The 25,948-nt window shown below is 46.7% G+C and carries 22 protein-coding genes, 1 tRNA gene and 2 pseudogenes; 13 read left to right on the forward strand and 12 right to left on the reverse strand.

Features of this window, described 5'->3' with window-relative positions; all coding sequences use genetic code 11:
• The first annotated feature begins 15 nt into the window (after positions 1 to 15).
• The 7 genes from pyk to ACZ5EJ_RS07230 all read left to right on the forward strand — a co-directional run bounded on the left by pyk (position 16) and on the right by ACZ5EJ_RS07230 (position 7,547).
• Positions 16 to 1,506, forward strand: coding sequence for a pyruvate kinase (gene pyk / locus ACZ5EJ_RS07200; protein WP_074455298.1), 1,491 nt, complete (start codon positions 16 to 18; stop codon positions 1,504 to 1,506).
• A 108-nt stretch (positions 1,507 to 1,614) separates the two neighbouring features.
• Positions 1,615 to 2,679: a class II fructose-bisphosphate aldolase gene (gene fba, locus ACZ5EJ_RS07205; RefSeq protein WP_011634631.1), complete on the forward strand. Its 1,065-nt coding sequence runs from the start codon at positions 1,615 to 1,617 to the stop codon at positions 2,677 to 2,679.
• A gap of 657 nt (positions 2,680 to 3,336) precedes the next feature.
• Positions 3,337 to 4,995, forward strand: a complete 1,659-nt coding sequence (locus tag ACZ5EJ_RS07210; RefSeq protein WP_011634632.1) for a cbb3-type cytochrome c oxidase subunit I — start codon at positions 3,337 to 3,339, stop codon at positions 4,993 to 4,995.
• Positions 4,985 to 5,593, forward strand: a complete 609-nt coding sequence (locus ACZ5EJ_RS07215; protein WP_011634633.1) for a cbb3-type cytochrome c oxidase subunit II — start codon at positions 4,985 to 4,987, stop codon at positions 5,591 to 5,593. Before ACZ5EJ_RS07210 ends, ACZ5EJ_RS07215 begins: the two co-directional genes overlap by 11 nt.
• Positions 5,594 to 5,657: 64 nt before the next feature.
• Positions 5,658 to 6,269 (forward strand): c-type cytochrome, encoded by a 612-nt coding sequence (locus ACZ5EJ_RS07220; RefSeq protein WP_011634634.1) that lies wholly within the window; start codon positions 5,658 to 5,660, stop codon positions 6,267 to 6,269.
• Between the two features lie 40 nt (positions 6,270 to 6,309).
• Positions 6,310 to 6,960: an SCO family protein gene (locus ACZ5EJ_RS07225; protein ID WP_074455297.1), complete on the forward strand. Its 651-nt coding sequence runs from the start codon at positions 6,310 to 6,312 to the stop codon at positions 6,958 to 6,960.
• Positions 6,957 to 7,547, forward strand: a complete 591-nt coding sequence (locus ACZ5EJ_RS07230) for a hypothetical protein (RefSeq protein ID WP_041353517.1) — start codon at positions 6,957 to 6,959, stop codon at positions 7,545 to 7,547. The genes ACZ5EJ_RS07225 and ACZ5EJ_RS07230 overlap by 4 nt, the downstream gene beginning before the upstream one ends.
• A 102-nt stretch (positions 7,548 to 7,649) precedes the next feature.
• Here the strand turns inward: ACZ5EJ_RS07230 and ACZ5EJ_RS07235 are convergent, their stop codons facing one another.
• From ACZ5EJ_RS07235 to ACZ5EJ_RS07260, 6 genes are all read right to left on the reverse strand, one after another.
• Positions 7,650 to 8,603 (reverse strand): septal ring lytic transglycosylase RlpA family protein, encoded by a 954-nt coding sequence (locus tag ACZ5EJ_RS07235; RefSeq protein ID WP_464556841.1) that lies wholly within the window; start codon positions 8,601 to 8,603, stop codon positions 7,650 to 7,652.
• Between the two features lie 4 nt (positions 8,604 to 8,607).
• Complete coding sequence (gene rodA, locus ACZ5EJ_RS07240) at positions 8,608 to 9,717, reverse strand: rod shape-determining protein RodA (protein ID WP_074455294.1); 1,110 nt, start codon at positions 9,715 to 9,717, stop codon at positions 8,608 to 8,610.
• Positions 9,718 to 9,739: 22 nt separating this feature from the next.
• Positions 9,740 to 11,617 carry a penicillin-binding protein 2 gene (mrdA, locus tag ACZ5EJ_RS07245; RefSeq protein ID WP_074455293.1) on the reverse strand — a complete coding sequence of 626 codons (1,878 nt, stop codon included), beginning with the start codon at positions 11,615 to 11,617 and terminating at the stop codon, positions 9,740 to 9,742.
• A complete protein-coding gene (gene mreD / locus ACZ5EJ_RS07250) occupies positions 11,614 to 12,165 on the reverse strand; it encodes a rod shape-determining protein MreD (RefSeq protein WP_083331285.1) in 552 nt (183 codons plus the stop codon). The genes mrdA and mreD overlap by 4 nt, the downstream gene beginning before the upstream one ends.
• Complete coding sequence (mreC, locus tag ACZ5EJ_RS07255) at positions 12,137 to 13,027, reverse strand: rod shape-determining protein MreC (protein ID WP_074455292.1); 891 nt, start codon at positions 13,025 to 13,027, stop codon at positions 12,137 to 12,139. The genes mreD and mreC overlap by 29 nt, the downstream gene beginning before the upstream one ends.
• Before the next feature lie 362 nt (positions 13,028 to 13,389).
• Positions 13,390 to 14,451 carry a rod shape-determining protein gene (locus tag ACZ5EJ_RS07260; protein ID WP_074455291.1) on the reverse strand — a complete coding sequence of 354 codons (1,062 nt, stop codon included), beginning with the start codon at positions 14,449 to 14,451 and terminating at the stop codon, positions 13,390 to 13,392.
• Positions 14,452 to 14,613: 162 nt separating this feature from the next.
• Here ACZ5EJ_RS07260 and gatC point away from each other — a divergent pair, with 162 nt between their 5' ends.
• The 3 genes from gatC (at position 14,614) to gatB (ending at position 17,927) form a co-directional block, all read left to right on the forward strand.
• On the forward strand, positions 14,614 to 14,901 hold the full coding sequence (gatC, locus tag ACZ5EJ_RS07265) for an Asp-tRNA(Asn)/Glu-tRNA(Gln) amidotransferase subunit GatC (protein WP_074455345.1): 288 nt from the start codon (positions 14,614 to 14,616) through the stop codon (positions 14,899 to 14,901).
• Positions 14,902 to 14,965: 64 nt separating this feature from the next.
• Positions 14,966 to 16,426: an Asp-tRNA(Asn)/Glu-tRNA(Gln) amidotransferase subunit GatA gene (gene gatA, locus ACZ5EJ_RS07270; protein WP_074455290.1), complete on the forward strand. Its 1,461-nt coding sequence runs from the start codon at positions 14,966 to 14,968 to the stop codon at positions 16,424 to 16,426.
• A 64-nt stretch (positions 16,427 to 16,490) separates the two neighbouring features.
• Positions 16,491 to 17,927: an Asp-tRNA(Asn)/Glu-tRNA(Gln) amidotransferase subunit GatB gene (gene gatB, locus ACZ5EJ_RS07275; protein ID WP_074455289.1), complete on the forward strand. Its 1,437-nt coding sequence runs from the start codon at positions 16,491 to 16,493 to the stop codon at positions 17,925 to 17,927.
• A gap of 104 nt (positions 17,928 to 18,031) precedes the next feature.
• Here gatB and trbK read toward each other — a convergent pair whose 3' ends face one another.
• Both trbK and ACZ5EJ_RS07285 read right to left on the reverse strand, forming a co-directional pair.
• On the reverse strand, positions 18,032 to 18,223 hold the full coding sequence (trbK, locus tag ACZ5EJ_RS07280) for an entry exclusion lipoprotein TrbK (RefSeq protein ID WP_041353518.1): 192 nt from the start codon (positions 18,221 to 18,223) through the stop codon (positions 18,032 to 18,034).
• 382 nt (positions 18,224 to 18,605) lie between these two features.
• Positions 18,606 to 19,043: an Hsp20/alpha crystallin family protein gene (locus ACZ5EJ_RS07285; protein ID WP_011634646.1), complete on the reverse strand. Its 438-nt coding sequence runs from the start codon at positions 19,041 to 19,043 to the stop codon at positions 18,606 to 18,608.
• Between the two features lie 535 nt (positions 19,044 to 19,578).
• On the opposite strand from ACZ5EJ_RS07285, the pseudogene ACZ5EJ_RS07290 reads away from it, so the two are divergent.
• Positions 19,579 to 19,967, forward strand: a pseudogene (locus ACZ5EJ_RS07290) (transposase); the annotation flags it as partial.
• A gap of 272 nt (positions 19,968 to 20,239) precedes the next feature.
• On the opposite strand, the gene ACZ5EJ_RS07295 reads toward ACZ5EJ_RS07290, so the two are convergent.
• Together ACZ5EJ_RS07295 and ACZ5EJ_RS07300 are read right to left on the reverse strand one after the other, a co-directional pair.
• Positions 20,240 to 20,326: transfer RNA gene (locus tag ACZ5EJ_RS07295), tRNA-Leu, on the reverse strand.
• A 249-nt stretch (positions 20,327 to 20,575) separates the two neighbouring features.
• A pseudogene (locus ACZ5EJ_RS07300) lies at positions 20,576 to 21,276 on the reverse strand (IS5 family transposase).
• Positions 21,277 to 21,631: 355 nt separating this feature from the next.
• Between ACZ5EJ_RS07300 and ACZ5EJ_RS07305 the strand changes: the two are divergent.
• Together ACZ5EJ_RS07305 and ACZ5EJ_RS07310 are read left to right on the forward strand one after the other, a co-directional pair.
• Entirely contained in the window at positions 21,632 to 23,800 is a 2,169-nt protein-coding gene (locus tag ACZ5EJ_RS07305) for a RelA/SpoT family protein (RefSeq protein WP_011634650.1), read from the forward strand.
• Positions 23,801 to 23,920: 120 nt separating this feature from the next.
• Positions 23,921 to 24,502 carry a hypothetical protein gene (locus ACZ5EJ_RS07310; RefSeq protein ID WP_242500158.1) on the forward strand — a complete coding sequence of 194 codons (582 nt, stop codon included), beginning with the start codon at positions 23,921 to 23,923 and terminating at the stop codon, positions 24,500 to 24,502.
• Between the two features lie 9 nt (positions 24,503 to 24,511).
• On the opposite strand, the gene ACZ5EJ_RS07315 is transcribed toward ACZ5EJ_RS07310, so the two are convergent.
• The gene (locus ACZ5EJ_RS07315) at positions 24,512 to 25,165 is read right to left on the reverse strand and encodes a thiol:disulfide interchange protein DsbA/DsbL (RefSeq protein WP_074455288.1); all 654 of its coding nucleotides are present in this window, start codon (positions 25,163 to 25,165) and stop codon (positions 24,512 to 24,514) included.
• Positions 25,166 to 25,280: 115 nt separating this feature from the next.
• On the reverse strand, positions 25,281 to 25,946 hold the full coding sequence (locus ACZ5EJ_RS07320) for an SPOR domain-containing protein (RefSeq protein WP_011634653.1): 666 nt from the start codon (positions 25,944 to 25,946) through the stop codon (positions 25,281 to 25,283).
• Positions 25,947 to 25,948 lie beyond the last annotated feature (2 nt).

The following is a 25,948-nucleotide window of genomic DNA, read 5'->3' on the forward strand; positions in this document are numbered from 1 at the left end:
CCAGGAATTTCGGAAATGATGCGAAGAACAAAAATTGTAGCAACGCTGGGACCAGCTTCCAGCAACCCTGATATCCTGAGACAAATGATTGAGGCCGGTGTCGATGTCGTCCGTATCAATTTTTCACATGGAACAAAGGACGAGCATATTGCTTCCGCGGAGCAAGTACGCTCACTTGCCCATTCACTTGGCCGTACGGTAGGTGTGCTGGCCGATCTGCAAGGACCAAAAATTCGTATCGGCAAGTTTGCTCAGGGAAAGATCACGCTCAAAGCCGGGGATGAATTTATTCTTGATGCAGAGTGCGAGCTGGGTAACCAGGAACGGGTCGGGCTGGATTACCGGGAGCTGCCCAACGATGTTGAAGCAGGTACTGTCCTCTTGCTGGATGACGGCCGAATCGTTCTGACTGTGACCAAAGTCAGGGAAAGTGAAATCTATTGCGAAGTTTTACAAGGCGGGATACTTTCCAATAATAAAGGCATAAACCGGAAAGGTGGAGGTCTGAGTGCCCCCGCTCTGACAGCAAAGGATCTGCAGGATATCAAAACTGCCACAATTTTACGGGCAGATTATCTTGCGGTGTCATTTCCTCGCTCGGGAGAAGATATCAGGCGAGCGCGTGCATTAATGCAGGAGGCTCAGGGGCATAGTTTGCTCATGGCAAAAATTGAGCGCTCGGAAGCTATTCTGGCGTTGGATGATATTCTAAGTGCTTCCGATGCAATTATGGTCGCGCGGGGCGATCTGGCAGTTGAAGTAGGTGATGCAGCAGTTCCTGCCTTGCAAAAACGCATGATACGATCAGCACGTGAAGCCAATAAATTGGTGATTACAGCCACGCAAATGATGGAATCGATGATATCCAATCCCATCCCAACACGTGCAGAGGTATCAGACGTTGCAAATGCAGTGCTGGATGGTACGGATGCTGTCATGCTGTCTGCTGAATCAGCTGCAGGACAATACCCGGTAGAAGCCGTAGCAGCCATGGCAAGAGTTTGTCTGGAGGCTGAAAAGGAGTATACGGTTAATCTGAGTTTTCGCCGTTCTCCGGATACACAACCAGTCAGTATCGAAGACGCTATTGCGCGAGCTACCATGTACACCGCCGGTTCGCTCAAGATTCGAGCAATCGCTGCATTGACACAAAGCGGCGTAACAGCATTGTTCATGTCTCGTAGAAGCTCGAAAGTTCCAATCTTCGCTTTAAGTCCACAAGAAGATACTCTGAGCAAGGTCACTCTTTTTCGTGGTGTTTATCCTATAAAATTTGGACAGGGATTGTGTGATCCTGAGATTATCCTCAGCATGGCGGAAGATGAGTTGCTCAGACGCGGCGCGGTACGAAACGAAGATTTAATCATCATGACAATTGGCGAACCGGTTGGCAAGGCTGGCGGAACAAATACTATGAAACTTGTCAGAGTAGGTGGTTCCAGGGGAACGACACAGATAACGAAAGAAGTGACTCAGCAGACCTTTTCTGATCCACTTAATTTATAAAATTAACCCTACAAACAGTATTAGCGTATCGGCTTATACACCAGTAAGAACATGAAGTTTGGTTTCATCAGAAAATAAACATATTAATTTTATATAAAGGAGACTTGAATGGCACTTGTATCTTTACGCCAGTTACTGGATCATGCAGCTGAAAACGGATATGGGCTTCCGGCTTTTAATGTAAACAACCTTGAACAAATTCATGCAATTATGCAGGCGGCTGATGAATGTGATAGCCCGGTAATCATGCAAGGATCGGCTGGCGCCCGCAAGTATGCTGGTGAAGCATTCCTGCGCCATCTGATTGCCGCAGCAGTTGAAGCCTATCCCCATATTCCGGTTGTAATGCACCAGGATCATGGCGCCTCACCTTCTGTGTGTATTAATGCCATTCGCAGCGGTTTCTCCAGCGTGATGATGGATGGATCGCTTGAAGAGGACGGAAAAACGCCTTCATCATTTGAATATAACGTGGATGTCACTGCCAGAGTAGTCGCTATGGCACATGCTGTAGGCGTTTCCGTGGAGGGCGAGCTAGGTTGCCTGGGATCTCTGGAATCTGGTCAGGGCGAAGCTGAGGATGGCCACGGTGCTGAAGGACAACTTTCACATGATCAGTTGCTGACTGATCCTGAAGAAGCTGCCGAGTTCGTCAGAAGAACCGGTGTGGATGCGCTAGCAATTGCCATCGGTACTTCTCACGGTGCGTATAAATTTACCCGAAAACCCACAGGTGATATCCTCGCCATTGAGCGGATCAAAGAAATTCACCAGAGAATTCCCAATACCCATCTGGTTATGCACGGATCCAGTTCCGTTCCTCAGGAATGGCTAGAAATCATCCGTGAATATGGTGGTGAAATGAAAGAAACCTATGGTGTACCTGTAGAAGAAATTCAGCAGGGTATCAAGTATGGTGTGCGTAAAGTCAATATCGATACGGATATCCGTTTGGCCATGACTGGTGCAATTCGTCGTCATCTGGCCAGAAACAAAAGCGAGTTTGATCCGCGTAAATTCCTGAAAGATGCCACTGTTGCTGCTAAAGATATCTGCAAAGCACGTTTCGAAGCATTTGGCTCCGCGGGTCAAGCTGGCAAGATCAAGCCAATCTCGCTGGAAACTATGGCAAACCGTTACCTGAGCGGCGAACTAAAAGCAATTGTAAAGTAATCTAAAAACGGGCTAATCCCCAAAGTGCCCCACAAATTCCTGGAAAGATATTCAAATCGGGGATGTGGGGCACTTTTTATTCACATCACTAATCAGTGAGTCTGTTTATAACAAAGGCACAGCCTCTGCAGCCTATCACCCCTCTCCCTCTCCAGGCTAAACTGCCTCAACTTTCACAGGAGCTTCAATTTTAAATTCTGGTGAAGATTGTCTTCTGTTCATTCAAATCAATAGTATAACTTAACATCCTTTACAGAATCATTTAACCACTACAGGCCCGAATCAGAATCGATGTGACTTATCTGCTCCATCTAAAAAATGAAATATCACCAAGAAGCCAGAAAATAGCATTCAAACAAACACGAGGCCCCTGCACAGCTACCCTTTTTCCATATGCGAGTCATAAATAAACAACGGCTTGAATGTTTATGCGATCAAAAAATAAGTTGAGCAGGAGTCTCAATGCTTTGGATATCCTGATAAGCGATAAACAACTTGACAGCTTCTAATATTTGTAAAGAAAATAGTTGAGTCAGCTTAGAATCCAAATATTCTTCTAGGCTGCAAATCCCTCAGCAAGCAGCTATCGTGTCGAGGACAAGCAAGTTAATACAGTGTTGCTAGTTAAACTGCAACACAATCAAGAGAGAGTGCAATATGGATAGTGCATTACTGAGCTTGCTGGCAGCCTTTTTATTATCACTCATTGGTTTGCTTGTATTCATCTGGTCGCTGCGTAAAGGATTGCTGTTTGAAAACCCACGAGCGGCCGCCACAATTTTTGCACCTGGAGAAATTGGCAAAGCAGATGATCCAGCTCTGGATGATCAGGCTGCAAAACGCCTTCAAGAGGCGATAACCGCTTCCCACGGCAGTGAGCCGCAAGCCGAAGACCCGGATGAGATCAAGGATCGCATCGCTGCTGACCGTTCATCTGCCTTCCCGGTCTTTATGTTCATTTCCTTTGGCTGTATGTGGCTGATACTGGGCGCGACAGCTGGTCTCATTTCATCACTGAAATTACACTGGCCAGACTTTCTGGTATCCGAGGCTTGGATGACCTTTGGGCGCATGCGAACAGTACACCTGATCGCAGTACTTTATGGCTGGATCACCAACGTTGGGCTGGGCATTATCATCTGGCTGCTGCCACGCTTGTTGCGCACACCACTGAAAGGACCAATGTGGGTCATGCTGGGGGGGACATTTATCAACATCGGAATTGCCAGCTCCATTGGCGCAATCGGTTCCGGCTGGAGCGATGGTATGGAATACCTGGAAATCCCATGGCAGATCGGCTTGTTCATTCAGGCAGGTATGGTTTGTATCATTGGTTCGGTATTTTATACATTGTTCCACCGCAAAGCACATGAACTCTATGTAAGCGTGTGGTATCACATCGCTGCCTTATTATGGATTTCGCTGCTGTTTACCGTCGGAAAACTTCCGGGTGTTCATTTTGGCGTACAACAGGCGATGACCAACTGGTGGTATGGGCACAACGTTCTAGGCCTCTGGTTTACTCCGATCGCCTTGGGCGCCATCTACTATTTTCTACCCAAAACAATCGGGCGGCGAGTGCGTTCCTATAATCTTTCATTGTTGGGTTTCTGGACACTGGCGTTTTTCTACGCACAGGTGGGCGGGCACCATCTAGTTGGCGGGCCGGTACCTGGATGGCTGATTACGCTATCCATCGTGCAGAGTATGATGATGATCATCCCCGTAGTTGCATTCTCAGTCAATATGGCAGGAACCATGTGGGGGAGAATGCGTCTGGCACTTTATTCGCCAACGCTACGATTCATGATGTTTGGCGGCTTTATGTATCTGCTGTCATCGGTGCAAGGGTCATTTGAGGCCTTACGCAGCATTCAACAAGTTGCGCACTTTACACACTTCACAGTAGCTCATGCTCACCTTGGCGCCTACGGTTTCGTCTCAATGGTACTCTTCGGTGCGATCTACTTTATGATGCCGCGTGTACTACATTGGGAATGGCCCTACCCAAAACTAATTTCGCTGCATTTTTGGCTAGCCAGCATCGGTATCCTAATCTATTTCGTTTTCCTGTCTTGGGGCGGCTGGCTACAGGGCCTTGCAATGCTCGATACCACACGTGAATTTATGGATTCAGTACGACTAACTATTCCGTACCTGGAATGGCGCAGTGTAGGAGGTGGGCTGATGTGGCTTAGCCATGTGATTTTTGTCGGACATTTACTGGTCATGATACTGCGATTCGGCCCCAATCGTACCGGGGAAGCACTGTTTGCACCGGAGAAAATGAAACTGGAGATGATGCATGGAAAATGAAGCTAAGCTGACTGCTGGCGCAATAACGACTTTTGGAATTGCCGTCGCAGCACTGGTGGTGCTTCCATATATCCAGGTGCGTGATATTCAGCCGCCTGAAGGACTCAAACCTTACACCAGCGCAGAATTACGTGGGCGAGAAATTTACGTCGCCAACGGTTGTCTGTATTGCCATACCCAACAGCCACGCGATCGCAGCTTCGCTCCGGATTTTGATCGCGGCTGGGGACGGGTCACCACGCCTGGTGACTATTATTACGACAAACCACACTTGCTAGGCAGCATGCGTACCGGCCCAGATCTAATGAATATCGGTGTGCGCCAGCCAAGCATGGACTGGCATCTAGGTCATTTGTATCAGCCGCGTGCGTATGTGCCAGATTCTACCATGCCTTCTTATCCTTATATGTTTGAAGTTAAAGATCAAGCCGAAGATGACGAGATAATCGTCAAGCTGCCACCAAAATTTGTACCATCAGGGAAAGTAGTAGTTGCTCGCCCGGAAGCGGTAGATCTGGTGAAATATTTACGATCCCTCGACCGAAGTTACCCGATATTACCGCCGGATCCACAAAACGCAGGTAAAAAGGATCGCTAAATGACATCAATAAATTGCTCTGCCACATACAGGCATGATCTTTTCAACCAAAGAGGTACACTCCATGGCCGATAATGATGACCATCGCGCCCAAGTCCGTGAAAACATTGACCCCAAAGAAATCATTCGCCCAATTCCGATGACGACAACATTAGTCACGTTGGGAATGGTTATTTTCGGTGTGGTATATTTATTTATGTCAGAACCACTGACGACGTCTCGCTATGGTGATCAGCGCACATTGGCCGATCTTTCCAGACCACTGCAAACAGCCGATAGTGATAATACGGTTATCGATGGCAAGACCTTGTACGCTGCACAATGTGCAGCTTGCCATCAAGTCACAGGACTGGGTGTACCAGGCGTTTTCCCGCCACTGGACAACTCAGAATGGGTACAGGGTGAACCACGTATTCTAGCCAATATCCTGTTACATGGTGTTAGTGGTGAAATAGAAATCGCTGGACAAAAATACCAGGGTTTAATGCCAGCCTTCTCGCAATTAAGTGACGCGGAGCTGGCTAGGGTGGCAACTTACATCCGCAGCGCCTGGAGTAATAAAGCAGATGCAGTTTCAGCCGATCTGTTCGAGACAGAACGGCAATCCAGTGCTGGACGCACTACACCATTTGAAGGTGGGGCGGCACTGAAGGCACTAAGTGAAAAGAATCACTAGTAGTAAGCTGCCAAGGGCGCACCTGCACTAATAACCAGAGATGATACGCACTGTAATTACAAGTATATTAATCATTCTGCTCGGCCGGAGTGCCGCATCCTGGCTAACTTATGATTTCCAGATCTGGACTGATGAAGACGCGCGCCGTCTGGAAGTCGCTTTGCATCCTGTCGAAATCTCCCCTGTACGAATCGAAGGGCCGGATCTTGCTGAAACGGATCTTACGACCCTGTTACGTCAAGAGAATGTTGTAACGATCGCAGACTTTATCTACACCCGTTGCCAGGCCGTATGCCCCTCATTGGGTAGTATTTTTCAGCAGATACAAACCGCCTTGCTCAACGATGCGGGTAACGAGCGTCCGAGAAATGTTCGCTTGCTTTCCATCAGCTTTGATCGCAAACATGACGATCCACCCGCACTTCGAGCTTATGCCGATAACTTGAGTGCCAGGCCAGAACTCTGGCGTTTTGTTCGAGTACTACAGGCAAAACAGGAACAAGCTTTGCTGCAACAGCTTGGAGTAGTGGTGATACCTGATGGCCGTGGCGATTACGAGCACAACGCCGCTCTGTTGGTATTTGATGGTGCTGGACGCATGGTGCGTGTATTCGATATTGAGGAGCACCAGCTGGCACTTGATTATGCGCGCCATCTGGCACGCAAGCAGATACAGGAAACTTCGTTGTGAACAAGTGTTGGCAAGCTGTTTTAGGCATAGGCTTACTGCTGTTTATAGCCACACCTGGCGTACGTCATGCAATGGAAAAAAGCATGTGGTGTCACATGTTGGTGCAGTTTCCACTCTGGATGGGAGCAGCTGCCTTGCTTGCCGGAGGAATGCCGGCACGAATATGTAAGGTTATTGCTCGCTGGAATATGTATGGAATCAGCGGATTACTCATAACAGGTGTTACGCTCGCTGTGCTGATGATACCACGTGTGCTTGATCAAGCATTACTGCACCCAAAAATGGAGTTGGCTAAATTAACCGCATTGGTTCTGGCAGGCATGGCGCTACGTCTGTCATGGCGTCCAGCTGGTTTGATTCTGCAATTTTTCTTTCTGGGCAATATGCTGCCCATGATGGGAGTGGTTGGGTGGTTGTATACTGAATCGCCGCTGCGCCTGTGCAATGCCTATCTGCTTGATGACCAGATACAGCTTGGCAACTGGTTGATTGGGCTGGCTGCCGTAATCGCTATAGTATGGCTGTCATGGATTACATGGCGCATAACCTATCAGGAAACCCGGCAGACATCACATCGTGAGATGTAACTTCTTTACACCCTAACTCTCTCCTTTTACCATTACTACCACTCAGTGATAGACTCAAACACTATTTCTTTCCTGACAGCCTTTCTACAGTATCCGGGATACTTATTCCGAGCCGGCCATATAGGTATGAGGAACCAATATCGGCTTCGGAGAACCCGAAGCGCTTATGGTATTCGCTGTTCGGGTAGCAGCCTCCAAATCAGGGAACGGCCCTACAAATATTTTGTGCAAACCACTTGTTTGATTGATATAGGCCTGTTGAGTGATTGAGGGGAAATTGGATCTTAATTGTATTAGATAAGATTGAGCATTATGGGCAGAGCCAAACGCGGCAAGCTGTAAATAAAATTTACCAGTATCGTTACTGGACACCCTCTTTGGAGCCATATCTGGTTGGGGTTGTGTTGTCACAGAATAAGGACCGCTGAAACGATCCGGAATAATACTTTCCACCTCTACCCGGGCACTGCCATTTGCCAGGACACCCAGCTTATGAGCCGCAACATAAGACAGATCAATCAGGCGACTTTCCAGGAAAGGTCCTCTATCATTAATACGAACAATTACTGAGCTTCCATTCTGCAAGTTTGTAACACGAACATAGCTGGGTATGGGCAAGGTTGGGTGGGCGGCCGTCATGGAATACATATCGTAAACATCACCTGAGGCTGTACGTTGACCGTGATAGCGCTTGCCGTACCAGGAAGCCTGTCCGCGTTCCTTGTAAGGCTTGAGTGTGGTCATCGGTGTGTAGGTTTTACCAAGAGCAACATAAGGGCGCATCGTTGCTGTTTTTAAAGGCTCAACCCGGGGAACTGCATCAGGAACAGCATCAAGATTAGCAGGGGGATTTTCTTCCGGCCCATCATCGAGATAGTAGCCCCCTCCTCCACTTCCCGCAATAGATGAGCTCTTCGTGTGTGCTTGTACGGATGATTGCCCTACTCTGGGAGTATTACTGCAAGCTGAGAGCATAAATAATATGACAACAGCAGAAAAAACAAATAGTGCACTTCTGCTTGGAATATCAGAATGGAAATAAGAATTTGGTTTCATATTTTCAGGTCTTAACAAGTTTTGGATGAGTATGTATGCTCATTAAAATTCCAAATCCCAGCAGTATGGTGACCATAGAAGTGCCTCCATAGCTGATGAGTGGAAGAGGTATGCCGACAACGGGCAAGATACCACTTACCATACCCATATTGACGAACACATAAGTAAAAAAAGTTAAGGTGATTGATCCCGCAACCAGCCGTGCAAACCGTGTCGGCGCACTGGCCGTAATAACCATGCAGCGCCCGATTACGATCAGATACAGCGACAATAACAAACTGTTACCAATCAGCCCAAATTCTTCTGAGAATACTGAAAAAATAAAATCCGTACTCGGTTCAGGCAAGAAATCAAGTTGAGACTGGGTACCTTTCAACCACCCCTTTCCTGCAATTCCGCCAGATCCAATAGCAATACTGGATTGTATCGTATGATACCCGGCGCCTAGTGCGTCTTGTGAAGGATCAAGCATAGTCATAATTCGCTTGCGCTGGTAATCATGCATACCAAAAGACCAGAGTAAAGGTAGACTCACTGTCACTGCCACAGCCAAGCCAGTCATGAGACGCCATGACAGACCTGCCAAAAAAATAACATAAAATCCGCTAATCAGGATCAGCAAGGCAGTCCCAAGATCAGGTTGCCGCACGATAAGCGCAACCGGCAGCAGCAGAATAAGCGCAGCAATAACATAATCCCGCCAACGCAGAGTAATGTGAGCTTTGTCAAAATACCACGCCATCATAAGAGGAACAGCAATTTTCAGCAGTTCTGAAGGCTGGATATGAACAATTCCCAGATTTAACCAGCGGCGGGCACCATTCTGCACTTCACCAAATAATGCCACAGCAATCAGCAAGACAATACCCAGTACATACAGCGGAAAGGCCATGCGCATAATCCTTTGCGGAGGAATGTTCGCAACTACCCACATCACTACATATGCAACAACCATGTTAATTAACTGACTGATTACCCGGGCAGAGCTCCCACCGGTAGCGCTGTATAGCACGATCAACCCGGTCAGCATTAGCAGAAAAATCCCGGCAAGCAGAAAATTATCAATATAGCGCGTAAAATAATGCCATGCTTGCTTGATATCCGGAGTAATCATCTCGCGATCAGGAATTCATCCGCTACCCTGCTTTCTCAGCCGGTTCTGGCATTGTTCCCAGGAAAAAATAATCCAGTACTTTGCGAGCGATAGGGGCAGCGGTTGATCCGCCCGAGCCACCGTTCTCGATCAGTACTGTCAGCACTATCCTGGGATTTTCTACAGGCGCAAAAGCTGTAAACAGCGCATGGTCGCGATGCCGCTCGTCAATTTTACTGGCATTGTAGCGTTCACCCTGCTTGATATTGATTACCTGAGAAGTACCGGTTTTCCCGGCAAAGGTATAAGCAGTATTAGCACCGGCACGGGATGCTGTACCACCAGGGCGGGTAACATCTGCTAATGCCTGCCTGACAGAATCCAGATATTCCTGCCTCAGATTCAGTCTGTAAATTTCCTCTACAAAATTATCTTTCACAAAATTCTTATAATGATCCACCTGCTGTCTAACAAAATGCGGCCTGTAGGCCCTACCATCGTTAGCCAGTAACATCATTGCAAACGTCAGCTGAAGTGGCGTGGATAAATTAAACCCCTGCCCGATACCAACCGAAATGGTATCCCCTGGCAGCCAGTTTTGATTAAATCGCCTCTTTTTCCACTCTGGAGAAGGCAATAATCCAGCAGCTTCTCCTGGAATATCTATTCCAGTTTCTTTACCAAAACCAAACTGCCCGATGAAATCATGAATGTTGGTAATACCCAAATCATGTGCGAGCATGTAATAGTAAGTGTCACACGAAATTACCAGAGATTTGCGCAAATCGACCCAGCCATGCCCTCCCGGCTTCCAGTCACGAAAACGGTGTGAGCTTCCAGGTAAACTGAAAAAACCTGGATCATTAAATGCATAACGAAGAGAGCGTTTACCCAGCTCCAACCCGGCCAGCGCCATAAATGGCTTAAAGGTGGAACCAGGGGGGTATACACCTCGTAAAGCACGATTGTTCAAGGGTCTGTCTATGGATTCATTAAGCAGACGCCAATTAAGGTGGTCAATGCCGTCTACAAACAAATTGGGATCAAAACCCGGTTTACTGACAAAAGCCAAAATTTCTCCATTAGATGGATCCAACGCAACCAAAGCACCTCGATAATCCCCAAAAGCCTGTACAGCTGCCTGCTGCAACCCAATATCGAGAGAAAGCGTAAGATCGTTCCCGGCAGTTGGCGCAACACGGGACAAAGTACGTACAGGACGGCCAACAGCATCAGTCTCAACCTGCTCAAAGCCAGTCTGCCCATGTAGCACACTTTCGTAGCTTTTTTCGATACCAATCCGCCCGATATGCGTGGAGCCGTAGTAATTCTTTAGCCGCTTATCCGCTTCGAGCTGTTCCAGATCCTTGTCGCTGATACGTCCAATGTAGCCTATCACATGAGAAACCAGCTCTCCTTTCGGGTAATGCCTGAGGGGGTGCGCCTTGATATCCATCCCGGAAAAGCGATACTGATTTTCCGCAAAACGAGCTACTTCAAAATCTGTCAGACGGGAACGTATGGGCAGGCTCTTAAATCTTGTATTTTCAAGTTTCAGCTTGTTAAAGCGTCTCCGATCCTCGGGAGTAATCTCAATGATCGTTGCCAGTTCATTGATAGCTGCATCAAGATTTTTAACTTGATCGGGGATTATCTCCAAAGTGTAGGCCGTGTAATTTTGAGCCAGAACATCTCCATTACGATCAAATATGAGCCCCCGGTTAGGGGTCAGTGGCTGGATAGCAATGCGATTCGCCTCCGCGAGAGTCGTGTAGTGCTCTTCTTGCAATACCTGCAGATAAAAAAAACGACCAAAGAGCAAACTGAACAAAACCACAACACCAATCGCACTGATCACCAACCTGATGCGAAAATGCCGAGTTTCACGTATATGATTACGTAACTCTACAATATCACTCATACTTCATCGCGATCAATTCGCTGCTTACGAAATATTCCCAGCAGAAAAGCCAATAAGGGCCAACATAACGCCCCGGTTACACTCGCCAGGAAAATATACCACTCAGGAATATATGATCCTGCCAGAATCCCGGTCAAAAATACCACTCCTTGCCCTGATAACAGTATCCATAAAACTGCGGGAATTTGCTGAAAGGCATTGAACAAACGCAAACGTCGATACAGGATCAAGGCAAAAAACGTGATCAGGCAATATGCAATGGCATGCTGTCCCATGATACTGACATCGATGACATCCATGAACAGACCACTTATGAAAGCGATACTCATGCCCGCTTGCTGTGGTTGATAGATATTCCAGTAGAGTAATGTCAGCGCAACAAAATCCGGGCGCAAAACCAGTATCACTTTATCAAACGGCATCAGATTAATTAAAACTGCCGTTATCAAACTGATATAAATCAGTGATTTTCTTGCAGGAAATAAAAATTCCTGGATTTCGTAATCATAACGCCTGATTCTAGATTTTCCGTTTTGTCTGGGATGCATGGGATTCAGGGTTATCTGGTATTTCCATAACAGGCGGTGGCGAACTGGTCAGGATGAGAACTTGCCTGTGCCGATCTACGCCCGCCACGGGAATACATATAATACGTGCAAATTTATGTGAACGATCGTACTCGATATGAGTCACCCGTCCTACAGGTAATCCTGGTGGATAAACCCCTCCGATCCCCGAAGTGATCAGCAGGTCGCCTTCCTGGATATCCGTGCTAATGGATAAAAACCGCAACTCCAGTTCGCCATTTCTACCTGTACCTGAAATTACTGTTCGCAAGCTATTGCGCTCAATTTGTACAGGCACCAGATGATTCTTATCCGTAATCAACGTGATTTCTGCCGTCCACGGATAAATCTGTGTCACCTGCCCGATCACACCAAGATCATCAATCACAATTTGCCCAGCCTTGACACCACTTGAGCTCCCCTTACCTACTGTTATCTTGCGGCTGAAAGGATCACGTGGTACATAAAGTATCTCCGCCAGAATAGTTTGAATCTCGGTTTGTTTAGCAGCCCCAAGTAAAGCACGCAGGCGCTCATTCTCGCTAGTTAATGCCTGTAACCGGAAAAAATCATAGCGGCTGCTCAGATATTCATGCCTGAGGTGATCAATTTCTTCAATGAGTTTAAAGTCTGAAATATATTGTTCCACTCTTTCTTGCAAGGAAAAAGGCAAATATGCCAATTTTTGTAACGGGAAAATGACAATCGCAATTACACGCCGTACTTCAGAAATTGCATCAGAACGAGCATCTGCAATCATCATAAAGACAGATAGCAACACAAAGAAAAACATCCGCGTCAGAGGATTTGAGCCTGGCTTGAAGAATTGTGGAGAAGTTTGCATAGCGCCTCTCAGTATTTCCGTATCCCAAACCCATAGATTGGAACATGCCACTTGCTAAAAATACTAATAACAGCCCGAAAACTTGAATAAATGATATGCAATAAAGCACTATACCAACGCGCTTGAGGCACAGATTCTGTACCTGAAGACCGCTTGAGAAGGGTAAGAATTCGACGAAAGCCAATCCGATCTATCCAGACTTGCCATTTTAGCAAATTAATCGTCAAGATTTGTGGCGTGGTTATTACGTATTCGATATAAGCAGGTTAATTGGCAGCACATAAACAGACCCCAGAAATCCGACGCGCCCTTACGTTATATGGCAACTTGCACCATGGAAGAAGGCGGGAAAGACAAATAAATTAATAATCTCTAACAAAAATTCCAACCGAATGATCAATGCTATCCAGGGCCATTCCCGCACCTCGCACAACACAGGTAAGCGGATCATCCGCAATAATAACCGACAACCCTGTCTCTTCCATAATCAGACGGTCTATATCTCGCAACAGCGCCCCCCCCCCTGTCATCACCATCCCCATTTCTGCAATATCGGAACCGAGTTCAGGAGGCGTTTGCTCCAATGCGGTTTTAACTGCACTAACAATACTATTAAGCGGCTCTGCCAAAGCTTCCAGAATCTCATTACTGGAGATTGTAAAGCTGCGAGGAATACCTTCAGCCAGATTCCGTCCTTTGACTTCTATTTCCCGGACTTCCGAGCCCGGATAAGCCGATCCAATTTCTGATTTGATAATCTCAGCCGTTACTTCACCAATCATAATTCCGTAATTACGACGGATGTAATTGATAATTGCCTCATCAAACCTGTCACCACCAACTCGTACCGAATTGGAATAAACAACTCCTCCCAGCGAAATCACTGCGACTTCTGTCGTCCCTCCGCCAATATCAACTACCATGCAGCCAATTGGAGTTTCAACCGGCAAATCCGCGCCCAGCGCTGCCGCCATAGGTTCTTCAATCAGCTCGACCTTACGCGCCCCTGCGCCGTAAGCCGCCTCCCGGATTGCACGCCGTTCCACCTGGGTGGAACCACAAGGCACCGAAATAACAATACGGGGATTTGCTGAAAATAAACGGGGAGGATGGGCTTTTCGGATGAATTGTTTAAGCATCTGCTCGGTGACTGTGAAGTCTGCAATAACACCGTCCTTCATTGGCCGGATTGCCGTAATGTTGCCCGGGGTACGGCCCAGCATTTGTTTTGCAGCCTGTCCAACCTGCTGAATCATGCGCTTGCCGCCCGGCCCCCCTTCGTGGCGTATGGCAACCACCGAAGGCTCATTCAGCACAATGCCCTGGCCACGCACATAGATCAATGTATTGGCAGTGCCTAAATCAACAGCCATATCCGTCGAAAAATAGCTGCCCAGAAAGTTATTGCTCAGGAAATTAAACATAATGACGATATTCCAGTATGACAGATCCGGTATGTTACACGCACTGCAGGTATTTCATTATTTCGCTCTTGGAGCAAACGCCGCAAATGTATAAAAACATGTGTTTGACAGGTGTGCATGATACTCTATTACCTGTTTTGGTTTAAACAGAAAGCTACAAAAATGACACTATCACTGAGCGATATCAAGCGCGTTGCAAAGTTGGCCTGTATCGAAATTAGCGAGACAGACGCCCAACAAAGCCTAATCCAGTTATCCGGAATATTCAGCCTCATCGAACAAATGCAAGCTGTTGATACACAAGGGATCAAGCCAATGAGCCATTCCCAGGACATGACACAAAGACTGCGCGAGGATATTGTCACGGAATCTGATCAGCACATACAATTCCAATCCATCGCACCCCAGGTTGAAGATGGATACTATCTGGTTCCCAAGGTAATCGAATAACACCGGCAATAAAACCGTATCTCTGCTTATCAATTTTCCAAATATTCCACCGCACTGACAGATCATGCTAAATGCCAGCCTCAGGCAGCTCTCTTCGCTGCTCTCAGAAAAAAAAATATCCAGCACAGAACTCACCGGGGAATTTCTAGCCCGGATCAAGGCCCTCAATCCTGACTTGAATGCCTTTATTACAATGGATGAAGAAAAAAGTCTGGATCAGGCCAGAATCGCTGACGAGATGATTGCCACGGGACAATCCACACTGCTCACAGGAATACCCATCGCCCAAAAAGATATTTTCTGTGCCAACGGATGGCTGACAACTTGCGGATCGAAAATGCTTTCAAATTTTATTTCACCCTATGATGCCACCGTGGTGAAACAGTTTGATCAGGTGGGGATGGTCAATCTGGGCAAAACCAACATGGATGAATTCGCCATGGGCTCCAGTAACGAAACTTCCTATTACGGGCCAGTGAAAAATCCCTGGGACAGGCTCGCCGTTCCTGGCGGCAGCTCAGGTGGCTCGGCCTGTGCGGTAGCAGCCAGACTGGCTCCAGCAGCAACGGGCACCGATACAGGTGGCTCCATTCGTCAACCAGCTGCATTATGTGGAATTAGTGGAATCAAACCTACTTACGGACTGGTTTCTCGGTACGGTATGATCGCATTTGCTTCCAGCCTCGATCAGGCTGGACCAATGGCCAGATCTGCCGAAGATCTTGCACTGCTGCTGAATGTCATGGTCGGATTTGATGAACGTGATTCAACCAGTCTACAGCGGGAAAAAGAAGACTATACGCAAGACCTGGAGAAACCGGTGAGCGGGCTGCGCATTGGCTTACCCAAGGAATTTTTTGCAGAAGGTATGAGCAGTGACGTTTCCAGTGCGGTAGAAGCGGCTCTGGCAGAGTACCGCAAACTGGGCGCCACATTTGTCGAGGTATCCCTGCCAAACAGCAAGCTTGCCGTTCCAGTCTATTACGTGCTCGCACCCGCCGAAGCATCTAGTAACTTATCGCGTTTTGATGGAGTACGATATGGCCATCGTGCCGCGCAATATGCCAATCTGGAAGATTTATACGCAAAAACACGCGCAGAAGGATTTGGCGATGAAGTAAAGCGCCGTATTCTTATTGGCACGTACGTGTTATCCCATGGCTATTACGATGCCTACTATCTTCAGGCTCAAAAATTACGCCGTCTGATTGCCGAGGATTTCAAAAAAGCTTTTGAACAATGCGACCTGATCATGGGGCCGACTTCACCTACCGTAGCCTTTAATATTGGCGAGAGATGCAACGATCCTATCCAGATGTATCTCTCCGATATCTACACCAGCGCAGCCAGCCTTGCAGGATTGCCGGGTATGTCGATACCTGTTGGATTTGGCAGTAAAAATAGGCCGGTAGGCTTACATATTATTGGGAACTACTTCAGGGAAGCACAAATGCTGAATGCGGCTCACCGCTACCAGCTGGCGACAAACTGGCATGAGCTTACTCCACCGGAAATGAATCGCTAAAAATCTTCAGGCCTCTGCTCTCTGGTTAATATCAAGCAACTAAAAGAAAAAGGATTACCTGATCATGCAATGGGAAACTGTCATCGGCCTTGAGATACATGTGCAGCTATTGACCCGATCCAAAATTTTTTCTGGTGCATCCGTTGCGTATGGCGCCCGGCCGAATTCACAAGCCTGCGCAGTGGATATTGCCCTACCCGGGGTATTGCCAGTATTAAACCAGCAAGTGGTTGAATATGCTATCCGCTTTGGTCTGGCAATTAATGCAACCATTAACTCACCCTCAATCTTTGCCCGAAAAAACTATTTTTATCCTGATTTACCCAAAGGCTACCAAATCAGTCAGCTGGCACATCCAATCGTTGAAGGTGGGCATGTTACCATCCGGACAGGGGATAAAGAAAAAACCATACACCTGACACGCGCCCATCTGGAAGAAGATGCAGGTAAATCAACACACGAAGGTTTTCACGACAAGACAGGAATCGACCTGAATCGTGCCGGAACCGGCTTACTAGAAATTGTCTCGGAACCAGAGATGCGCAGCAGTGCCGAGGCTGTGGCCTACGCAAGAGTACTTCATTCACTAGTGCGCTGGATCGGTATTTGTGACGGCAACATGCAGGAAGGATCCTTCCGTTGCGATGCCAATGTTTCAGTACGACCTGCTGGCTCGGACGTACTGGGGACACGCTGTGAAATCAAAAACCTCAATTCATTCCGTTTTCTTGAAAGAGCAATCGATTATGAAGTGGCAAGACAAATTGATATTCTGGAAAGTGGCGGCAGCATAGTCCAGCAAACACGACTATATGATGCAGACCGGGATGAAACCCGCACCATGCGCAGCAAGGAAGATGCACATGACTACCGTTATTTCCCGGATCCCGACCTGTTGCCAGTTGTTATCCCCCAGGAATGGATAAAACAGATCAGAGAGAAATTGCCGGAATTACCGGAAGATAGACACAATCGCTATATTCGGGACTTCAGTCTATCCGCCTACGATGCCAATATACTAACCGCGGCACGTGAACTGGCTGACTATTTTGAGCAAACCGTCAAATTTCTCCCGGAACAAATTAAACTTTGTGCTAACTGGATTATAGGAGAAGTCAGTGGAAGACTGAACAAGGAAGGACTCGAAATTGACCAGTGTCCCGTCAGTCCTGAACAACTGGCAGGATTGCTGCTACGGATCACGGATGGCACCGTATCAGGAAAAATAGCCAAGGATGTATTTGATAGTATGTGGCAAAGCAACGATAACAGTGCCGATACAATTATCGATGCAAAAAACCTCAGGCAGATTTCAGATAACAGCGAAATTGAGAAATGGGTTAATGAGGTGCTTGCAGCAAATCAACAACAAGTAGCCGATTATCGCGCTGGAAAAGAAAAAGCGTTTAATTCCCTGGTCGGCCAGGTAATGAAAATGTCAAGAGGCAAGGCCAATCCCGTCCAGGTCAATACACTGCTTAAAAAACACTTGATAGAATAAAACCCTGGATGAATTCAGCATACCGCTCAAAACAAAAAATTCAGGTCCGATAGCTGCTCCAGATCGAGCCTGAATTTCATGCATAAACTCTGTTTTACTAATACTTATTTTTTCAGCGCATCGCATCCATCAATAAACTTCTGCCGCTCGGCTTCATTGTTTTTGTAATAATCCAACGCTCTTTCCATCCCTCTTCCTGCACAATTTTCAGGAGATACTTCAGGAGCAGCGTTACCACAGCCAACTAAAGCGACACCAAGGCCAAGAGTACAGATGATGTAGTATGTAAATTTCATTTAAAGGTTTCCTCTATAAAAATCCGTTAAAACCTGGCGCACACGTCACCGTTTTCGCTTGTTAAACTAGCTGCCAACTATCCAATATCCCGAATCAGACATTCAATCGTTAACGCCTGCGACCGCCAAACACTCGCAGCTAATAACCACAAGTCAAATCATTTTACCTGAGTTCTCGTGGCTTAAAACAGTTTCACCCTCTTTTCCCGGAAAATATCCACAATGCAGTCCCCGGAAAAACCATATTAATTGCAGTAACATAGAAGCTAGTTTCAGCAACCAAACAGAAATCCATTCAATATCTTGGCACATAGGGTTGAGGGAAAAACTGGAACCAGCTGATTAGACAAACGGGACCCGTGGGCCCCGTTTGTCATCCGACTTATTCTGCAGACACAGCGATTTTCTTGGGTCGAACAGCTTCCCGTTTGGGAATGGTAACAACCAGCACACCATCTTTAGCTACCGCTGTAATGGCGCCCAGATCAGCCGTATCTGGAAGGCTGAAGCGCCGGAAGAAAGAACCATGCGTCCGCTCCACCCGTTTATATCCTTCCTTCTCTACCTTGGCTTCAGTCTGTTTCTCGCCTTTGATGGTAAGCATGCCGTTATCTGTAGTTATCTCTATTGCTTCAGGCTTTACGCCAGGTAAATCCGCATGCAAAACAAACTTATCTTCCTCCTCCTTGATATCAACAGCAGGCGCCCATTCCGCAACAGCAAAAGCACCCTCCTCGGTCGCCATATCATCACGCACCCGCCCCAGTTCTCGTTGCAATTGAGATAGTAATCCCCACGGTTCATAACGCGTAATTGCCATAATAACCTCCATACCAAGTCAAAAACATTTACCAAAACAGGTTGTCATTTAATCCGCATGACATCCCGACCCAAACATCCATCTGGATACCTCCAATCATTCTAAAACACCAGCCTGGATGATTTCTTCTACTCTATGAAACATACAGACATTAATATAAGTATGTCTTCAGTATTTTCAAGTCATATCCCTCGACTGATTTGCCCCAAGCTTGATCCGAGCCAAATTCTTCTATATCTTCTATAAAATGCATAAGCCTCGTTGCTGATAATGGACAACTGAAATAATAACCCTTTAGTAAATAGTAATGATGTTTGCGTAAAAACTCCACGTACCTCTCTGTTTTCATGCCTTCCGCGATCACACTCAATCCAAGATTATCCCCAGCGCGATAATGGCTCGGGAAATCGCAAAATCAGACCATCTCTCGTATGATCCTGTTCTATGCTTTGAATAAAATATTTATCTATTTTCAGGGTATCCAGCGGTAATTCGCGCAGCAGACTCAGTGAAGATTATCCAGTCCCAATAAAACTGGTGCAAATGGAGCGAGCCAGATGCGCAGGGAGTGAGCCTGCTGGAGCGGGCGTTAAAAACAATCCGTTGGCGAGGTTCGTACCAGACAGGGGCGCAACGCTTGCAGCACGTTCTTGATCATGGACGCGGAGAGTGTTAAAAACACGGACACGGCGGGCCAGAAGGGCTATGACGCAGGCAAGAAGGTCTCTGGATATCAAGCGTCACATCGCGGTCGATACTCAGGGCTTGCCGTATGCCATTGCGGTGACGGCGGCGGAAGTGACTGACCACAAAGGTGTGTTGCAAGCCTTGGAGCACTGCAGGCCGAGCTTGGGGCAGGTCCAAAGTCTGCTGTGCGACAGCGGCTATATCGGAGAACCATTTACCGAAGGCGTGCGGGCGCTTCCATGTAATATCTGCCCCATAAATCATCCCTCCGTAGTTGGTTATATTTTACACCAGCACACCGTGGGACTAAACATCTAAGAGCACAAGCAGGAACAGATAAAACGGAATCAAGTGGGGGTATCAGACAAGCTCAAGAGTCACTTGGACATGCAAGCGTCACTATGACAGAGCACTATATTTGCACCAGGAAAGGTGAGAAAGTGAAGCCAACAAAGTAGGAATTTCGGAAATGATTAAAGATTAACCAGCCCGATAAGTCTTTGATTCTTTGGTGCCGGGAGGGGGAATCGAACCCCCATGAAGTCGCCCTCGCGGGATTTTGAGTCCCGTGCGTCTACCAATTCCGCCATCCCGGCTTTAGTTTGTGGCAAGAGGGTAATTATCACTGAAATTACCTTGCACAGCAACCAATACCAGATTCTCTGTCATAACAAAAAAAATCAAGAGCAAAAAAACTTAAACCAGCTCATCTAGAGCATATCCTGATCACGCCTTCTTCAACAACCTGTATTCTGGCGAGCCATGGGAATCTATTTATTTTAGATCTAATCAAAAAAGCTCTATTTGCAATAAACACGAGAAAAATAGCAAGATCTGCGCCCATTTCACATTAGTAACCACAGAAAGGCACAGGCCGTAGCCACGAGGCTTTCGTAGTTTTGTTTGAGTTTATCAAAGCGCAGGGCCACCGCTCAGGATTGTTTCAACCATACGAAAATATTTTCTACCAGGTGTCGGTATCGGTATAGTCCTCGATCCAGATCTGAATTATCTGTTTTGGAGTTACCCCTTCCCTGGAATGACTGCCTTGGCACCTTTTTGTTCGATTTGATCACGTATGGCCTGATTGTCATAGTCTTTGTCTGCAACAATGGATTGAGCTGCGCCCAGCCCGGATCAAAGCCGATGCGTGTGTGCAATCATTGATCTGACCACCGGTAATATCGAATGCGATGGGGGAAGTCCGTGGGTATCTACCGCCATGTGAATTTTGCACCGCCCCGGCTTTTCCCGACTGCCTTATCCTTGCTGCTCTGGTGAGCCTTGATATAGCTAGCATTGATGAGAGTCTGCTCCATGTCCGGCTCAACCACCTGAGCCTGAAATACCTTGAGCCATTTTCCACTGGCAGGCCAGGCGGTGAATTGTTTATAAACCTTGTTCCAGCTCCCGAATGAACCGGTACCTGCGGTACAGTATGCCTTCGACAGTTATACAGCAAATCTTGCTTGTTGTAGAGGTGGTTGTGAAGCAAAATGGCCAGTAGCTTCGACCAGAGCTCAGCATTGAGCAATAATCGGAGCATTGCAAGCTCGTGTTGCTGGTGAGAGCTATAACGATACGAACTTGCTTCTTTAAATTAATAGCTTGGGATCAAACAGGAACAGGCCCTAAAATTTCCCCAAGTAGTTAAATTAATAGCGTTTTTATAAAGGGCATGTTAAAAATTAAGATTATGGCTGGGCGATGAGATCAACCTATGTAAAGATTCTTCGCACTCAATGTAGTTAGTTAGCTTAATGCATGGCTGATATAGCCGCACATAGACAGAGAGGTGACCTGCGGGCTTGAAATTAATCCTTTGGATTAGAAATAGTCCTCACAGCACAGCGGTTCACGGCCGACAAAAATCATTTCATACATAAAAATTTTAAAATTTCATGTCAGAAGCTATTTTGTATGACTTAAATGACTCCGCTGTTATTACATCAAAAGCGGGGCTGCTTTTTGACGAGGTATCTCAATATCTCAAGTCTGAAGATATGGTTTTACTTAAAAATGCTTATTTCTTCAGTCAGGAAGCACACTCCGGCCAATTCAGAAAATCCGGCGAACCTTATATTTCTCATCCTGTTGCAGTCGCCAGAATACTGGGTGAACTCCATCTGGATACAACAACGCTCGCTGCCGCTCTGCTGCACGATGTGGTGGAGGATACCGGTATCCTGAAGGAAGCAATCAGCAAACGATTTGGTTCTTCCGTAGCTGAGCTTGTAGATGGCGTTTCCAAGCTCGATCGGATCAAGTTCCAAACTCAAGCAGATATGCAAGTGGAAAATTTCCGCAAGATGTTGCTGGCCATGGCACAAGATATACGAGTCATATTGATCAAGCTGGCCGATCGTCTGCACAACATGCGCACACTTGAGGTAATGCCACAAGAGAAACAGCTCCGTATTGCACGAGAAACGCTTGAGATCTACGCGCCGATTGCACATCGCCTTGGCCTGGAGAATATCTATCAGGAACTGCAGGAGCTGGGGTTTTGTTTTTCTTATCCAACCCGCTATAAGGTTCTGCTCAAGGCAATCAAGGCAGCAAGAGGCAATCGCCGGGAGGTAGTTGGAAAAATCCTGGAAGCAACCAAACAGCGCTTACAGGAAGCCGGGCTGGATGCCATGGTAACCGGCCGCGAGAAACATTTGTACAGTATCTACAAGAAAATGGCAGGGAAACATCTTCGTTTCTCGGATGTACTGGATATTTATGGTTTTCGAGTGGTTGTTAAAGATGTTTCATCTTGCTACGTGGCGCTTGGAGCCCTCCACAGCCTATACAAACCCATCCCTGGAAAGTTCAAAGATTACATTGCCATCCCCAAACCAAACGGCTATCAATCATTACACAGCACATTACTTGGGCCTTATGGATTGCCGATAGAAATCCAGATCCGCACCCAAGAAATGCACCATATTGCTGAGGCCGGAGTTGCTTCACACTGGCTTTACAAGAACAAGGGCAGTGACACTGCAATGGATGATTTGTACATGAAAGCCAATCAGTGGATGAAAGGTTTGCTGGAGACCTTGAATGACTCATCCGATTCGCTGGAATTTCTGGAGCATCTCAAAGTTGATCTATTCCCAGGAGAAATATATGTTTTTACTCCGCAAGGCAAGATATTAACGTTACCACGAGGCGCAACCATAGTAGATTTTGCTTATGCTGTGCATACTGATATCGGGAATTGCTGCGTAGCAGCCAGAATCAACGGTGAAATCACACCGCTTCGCACCCGCCTGAGAAGTGGAGATCGCGTGGAAATTATTACTGCACCTGCAGCCAAACCAAATCCTGTTTGGCTATCCTATGTTGCAACTGGCAGAGCACGTTCCAGTATTCGCTATTTTCTGAGAACCATTCAATACGATGAATCGATCAGGCTTGGAGAACGCCTGTTGAATCAGGCATTGCATTCCTTTGGTACGAGCGCGGAAGCTATCGAGCCTTCACAATGGGAAAAACTGGCAAGAGAGAGCGGGGCTAAATCCAAGGAAGCACTTTTGGCAGATATTGCTCTGGGAAAACAGCTTGCTGCAGTTATAGCTAAACGTCTCGCTACCCCGTCAGGTGAATCTATATCAAATATTGAAGGCAACAACTCTATCACCATACTCGGAACCGAGGGAATGGCAGTCAAATTCGCACGATGCTGCTACCCTATACCCGGTGACGGCATCGTTGGATTGATTAAAAAAGATCAGGGGCTGGTGATTCATACACAAGATTGCTCTGCAGTAATCAGAATCAAGGATCATAAAAACATAGACAATCAACTGGACGTTATCTGGGGAACGAATATTGACAGAACCTTTCCGGTCAATATATTCATGACGGTAGTAAATAAAAGCGGGGTATTGGCCAGAGTAACCGCAGAGATTGCTAAAGCTGACTCAAATATTGACGATATAACGTTGGAAAATGACAAAGATTACACCACGATGCGCTTTATCCTGCAGGCCAGGGATCGTCAACATCTTGCACAAATTTTCCGCAGACTGAAGCATATCGGTGAAATAGTCAAAATGGGGCGCATCAGAAACCAATAAATTAATTACTCTATAAAAATGAGTGCTGATAACCTGTTGCTTGATTTCACCTCACCCGGGGCAATCCCCCCCGATCCTGTCGAGGAGATTCAGCGAATAGTTAATGAAACACAAATAAAGATGCAAGCACTTGAATCACTACTGGAGAATGAACAAGTAGAAGATGTAGCAGGGTGGAAATTACTGGCGATGTTTTATCTGGCAACTGACCGGGTAAATGACTTGGCTAAAATAGAAAGATTATATAAAAATATAGCAGGTGTATCTCTATCTGCTGGTTTGAAACAGAAATACACTCGATGGTTTAATGAAGAAGCAGCCAGTAATCCAATTGTATTTGAGATACCGAAAAAAATTACTGCAGAAACATTACCTGCTAATATGATTATCCAGTGTAGCCGCAGCTCTCCTGGCGACATATTGCTTGATTTTTCCAACGTACAGGAAATTGATAACGACGGGCTCAGAAAGCTTGCAAAACTTTTTTCCTCCATGACCCGGGAAAGTATCAAACTTGAGCTGAAACAGATAAATCACTTTATCGCCAGTCTGCAAAATAAAGCAGAGGCAAGCACCAACACACGTGCGATATGGGACGTGTTGTTTGCCTATGAACGCCTCCAAGACAACAGAAAAGCTTTTGAAGAAAAAGCAATCCAATTTGCGATTCTTTACGGAATCTCACCTCCATCCTGGGAATAAAAGCCGGTATTACTGCCGAGTTTTCCTTTCTTCACGAACCTTTTCAATCAACTGATTGAGAACCGAAATTGTATCCTGTGGAAGACCACCTGCTTTCCCGCTGGTCAGATATTTGCCATCAATCACCAGAGCCGGCACACCAGTAAGCTGGTATTGCCGTGTTATTTGAGCAGCTCTGTTTGCCTGATTCTGTACAGTAAATGAATTGTAAGCACCTATGAATTTATCGCGCTCAACCCCCTGCTGTTCAATCCAGTTAAACAGAGTCTCCTCTTTTGACAAATCTGTTTTTTCATGATGGACGGCATGATAGATCTTGTCATGAAGTATCTCACCAAGACCCAGACTTTCTATTGCGTAAAAAAGCCTGGCTGCAGGTGCCCAGTTATTACGGAAAATTGCTGGAACATACCGAAATTCAACATCAGCCGGCTTGCTTTCCAGCCAGCGGCCGAGATAGGGATTCAGATCACTGCAATGAGGACAGCCATACCAGAAGAATTCGATAACTTCAATTTGTTGTGATTCGGTTTCCGTTAGCTGAGGCGTTGAAAGCACCTTGTAATCCTTACCTTCAATGATTTCCGCATGAACAGTTAGAATTCCTGCCAGGTTTATAGCGACAAAACCCAAGAGAAAGCAGATAATTTTTCTTACGTTCATCCAATTTTCCTCGTTTTCAAAGTGACAGAAAGAATATTCACGGAATTTATACTAGAAAGCCAGCTTATTTCAAACAACACAACGACATCAGCTGGAGACCTTTGTTATTCAGTGCCTAGTTGTTGCCCGCTGCGCGAACAAGACTTGTCGTTATCCCGTTTGATTGTAGTGAGGCACGAACCCTGTCCAGCTCTTCCATTTTAGTAAATGGGCCAACCCGTACGCGGTGTACAAGCACATTACTATCAGATCTTCCGAGCTGAACCGAAGCAATAATGCCCAGCATAGCGAGTTCAGCCTTCATTCTCTCAGCATCCCCAGCGTTTTTGAAGGAACCCGCTTGCAAGTAATACTGGTCCTTGGTCACAGCAGCTTTTTCAGGTATTCTTTCGGGCAATTTCTCCGGAGTTTTCTTGGTTACCGCAGCAGTTGGCGGCAGTGGCGCAAGATCGAATGTATCCTCGGCTGGAGGCTCCTCAATCCCCGGCAAGATTTTATAGAAATCAAAGCGTGATCCACTCGTTTCCGCCTGATTTGTCTGGGGCGGGATCTTTTTTTCTGCTGATAACGGCGGCGACGATTGCCGTGCGGACTTCCCGGATGACTGGCTCTGAGTCTCTTTCCCCTGGGTAAGGAATGGGCTGGGAGCCTGGCTAATGTATAGCCACACCCCGATAGCGCTTACCAGGCCCAAGGTATAGCCAACAAATAAACCAAGCCATAAAGAACTACCGTTCTTTCGTGTTTTTACCGAATTTCTGGATTTATAATCCCGACTCATCA

It is taken from the genome of Nitrosomonas sp. TNE100, from assembly GCF_055387135.1.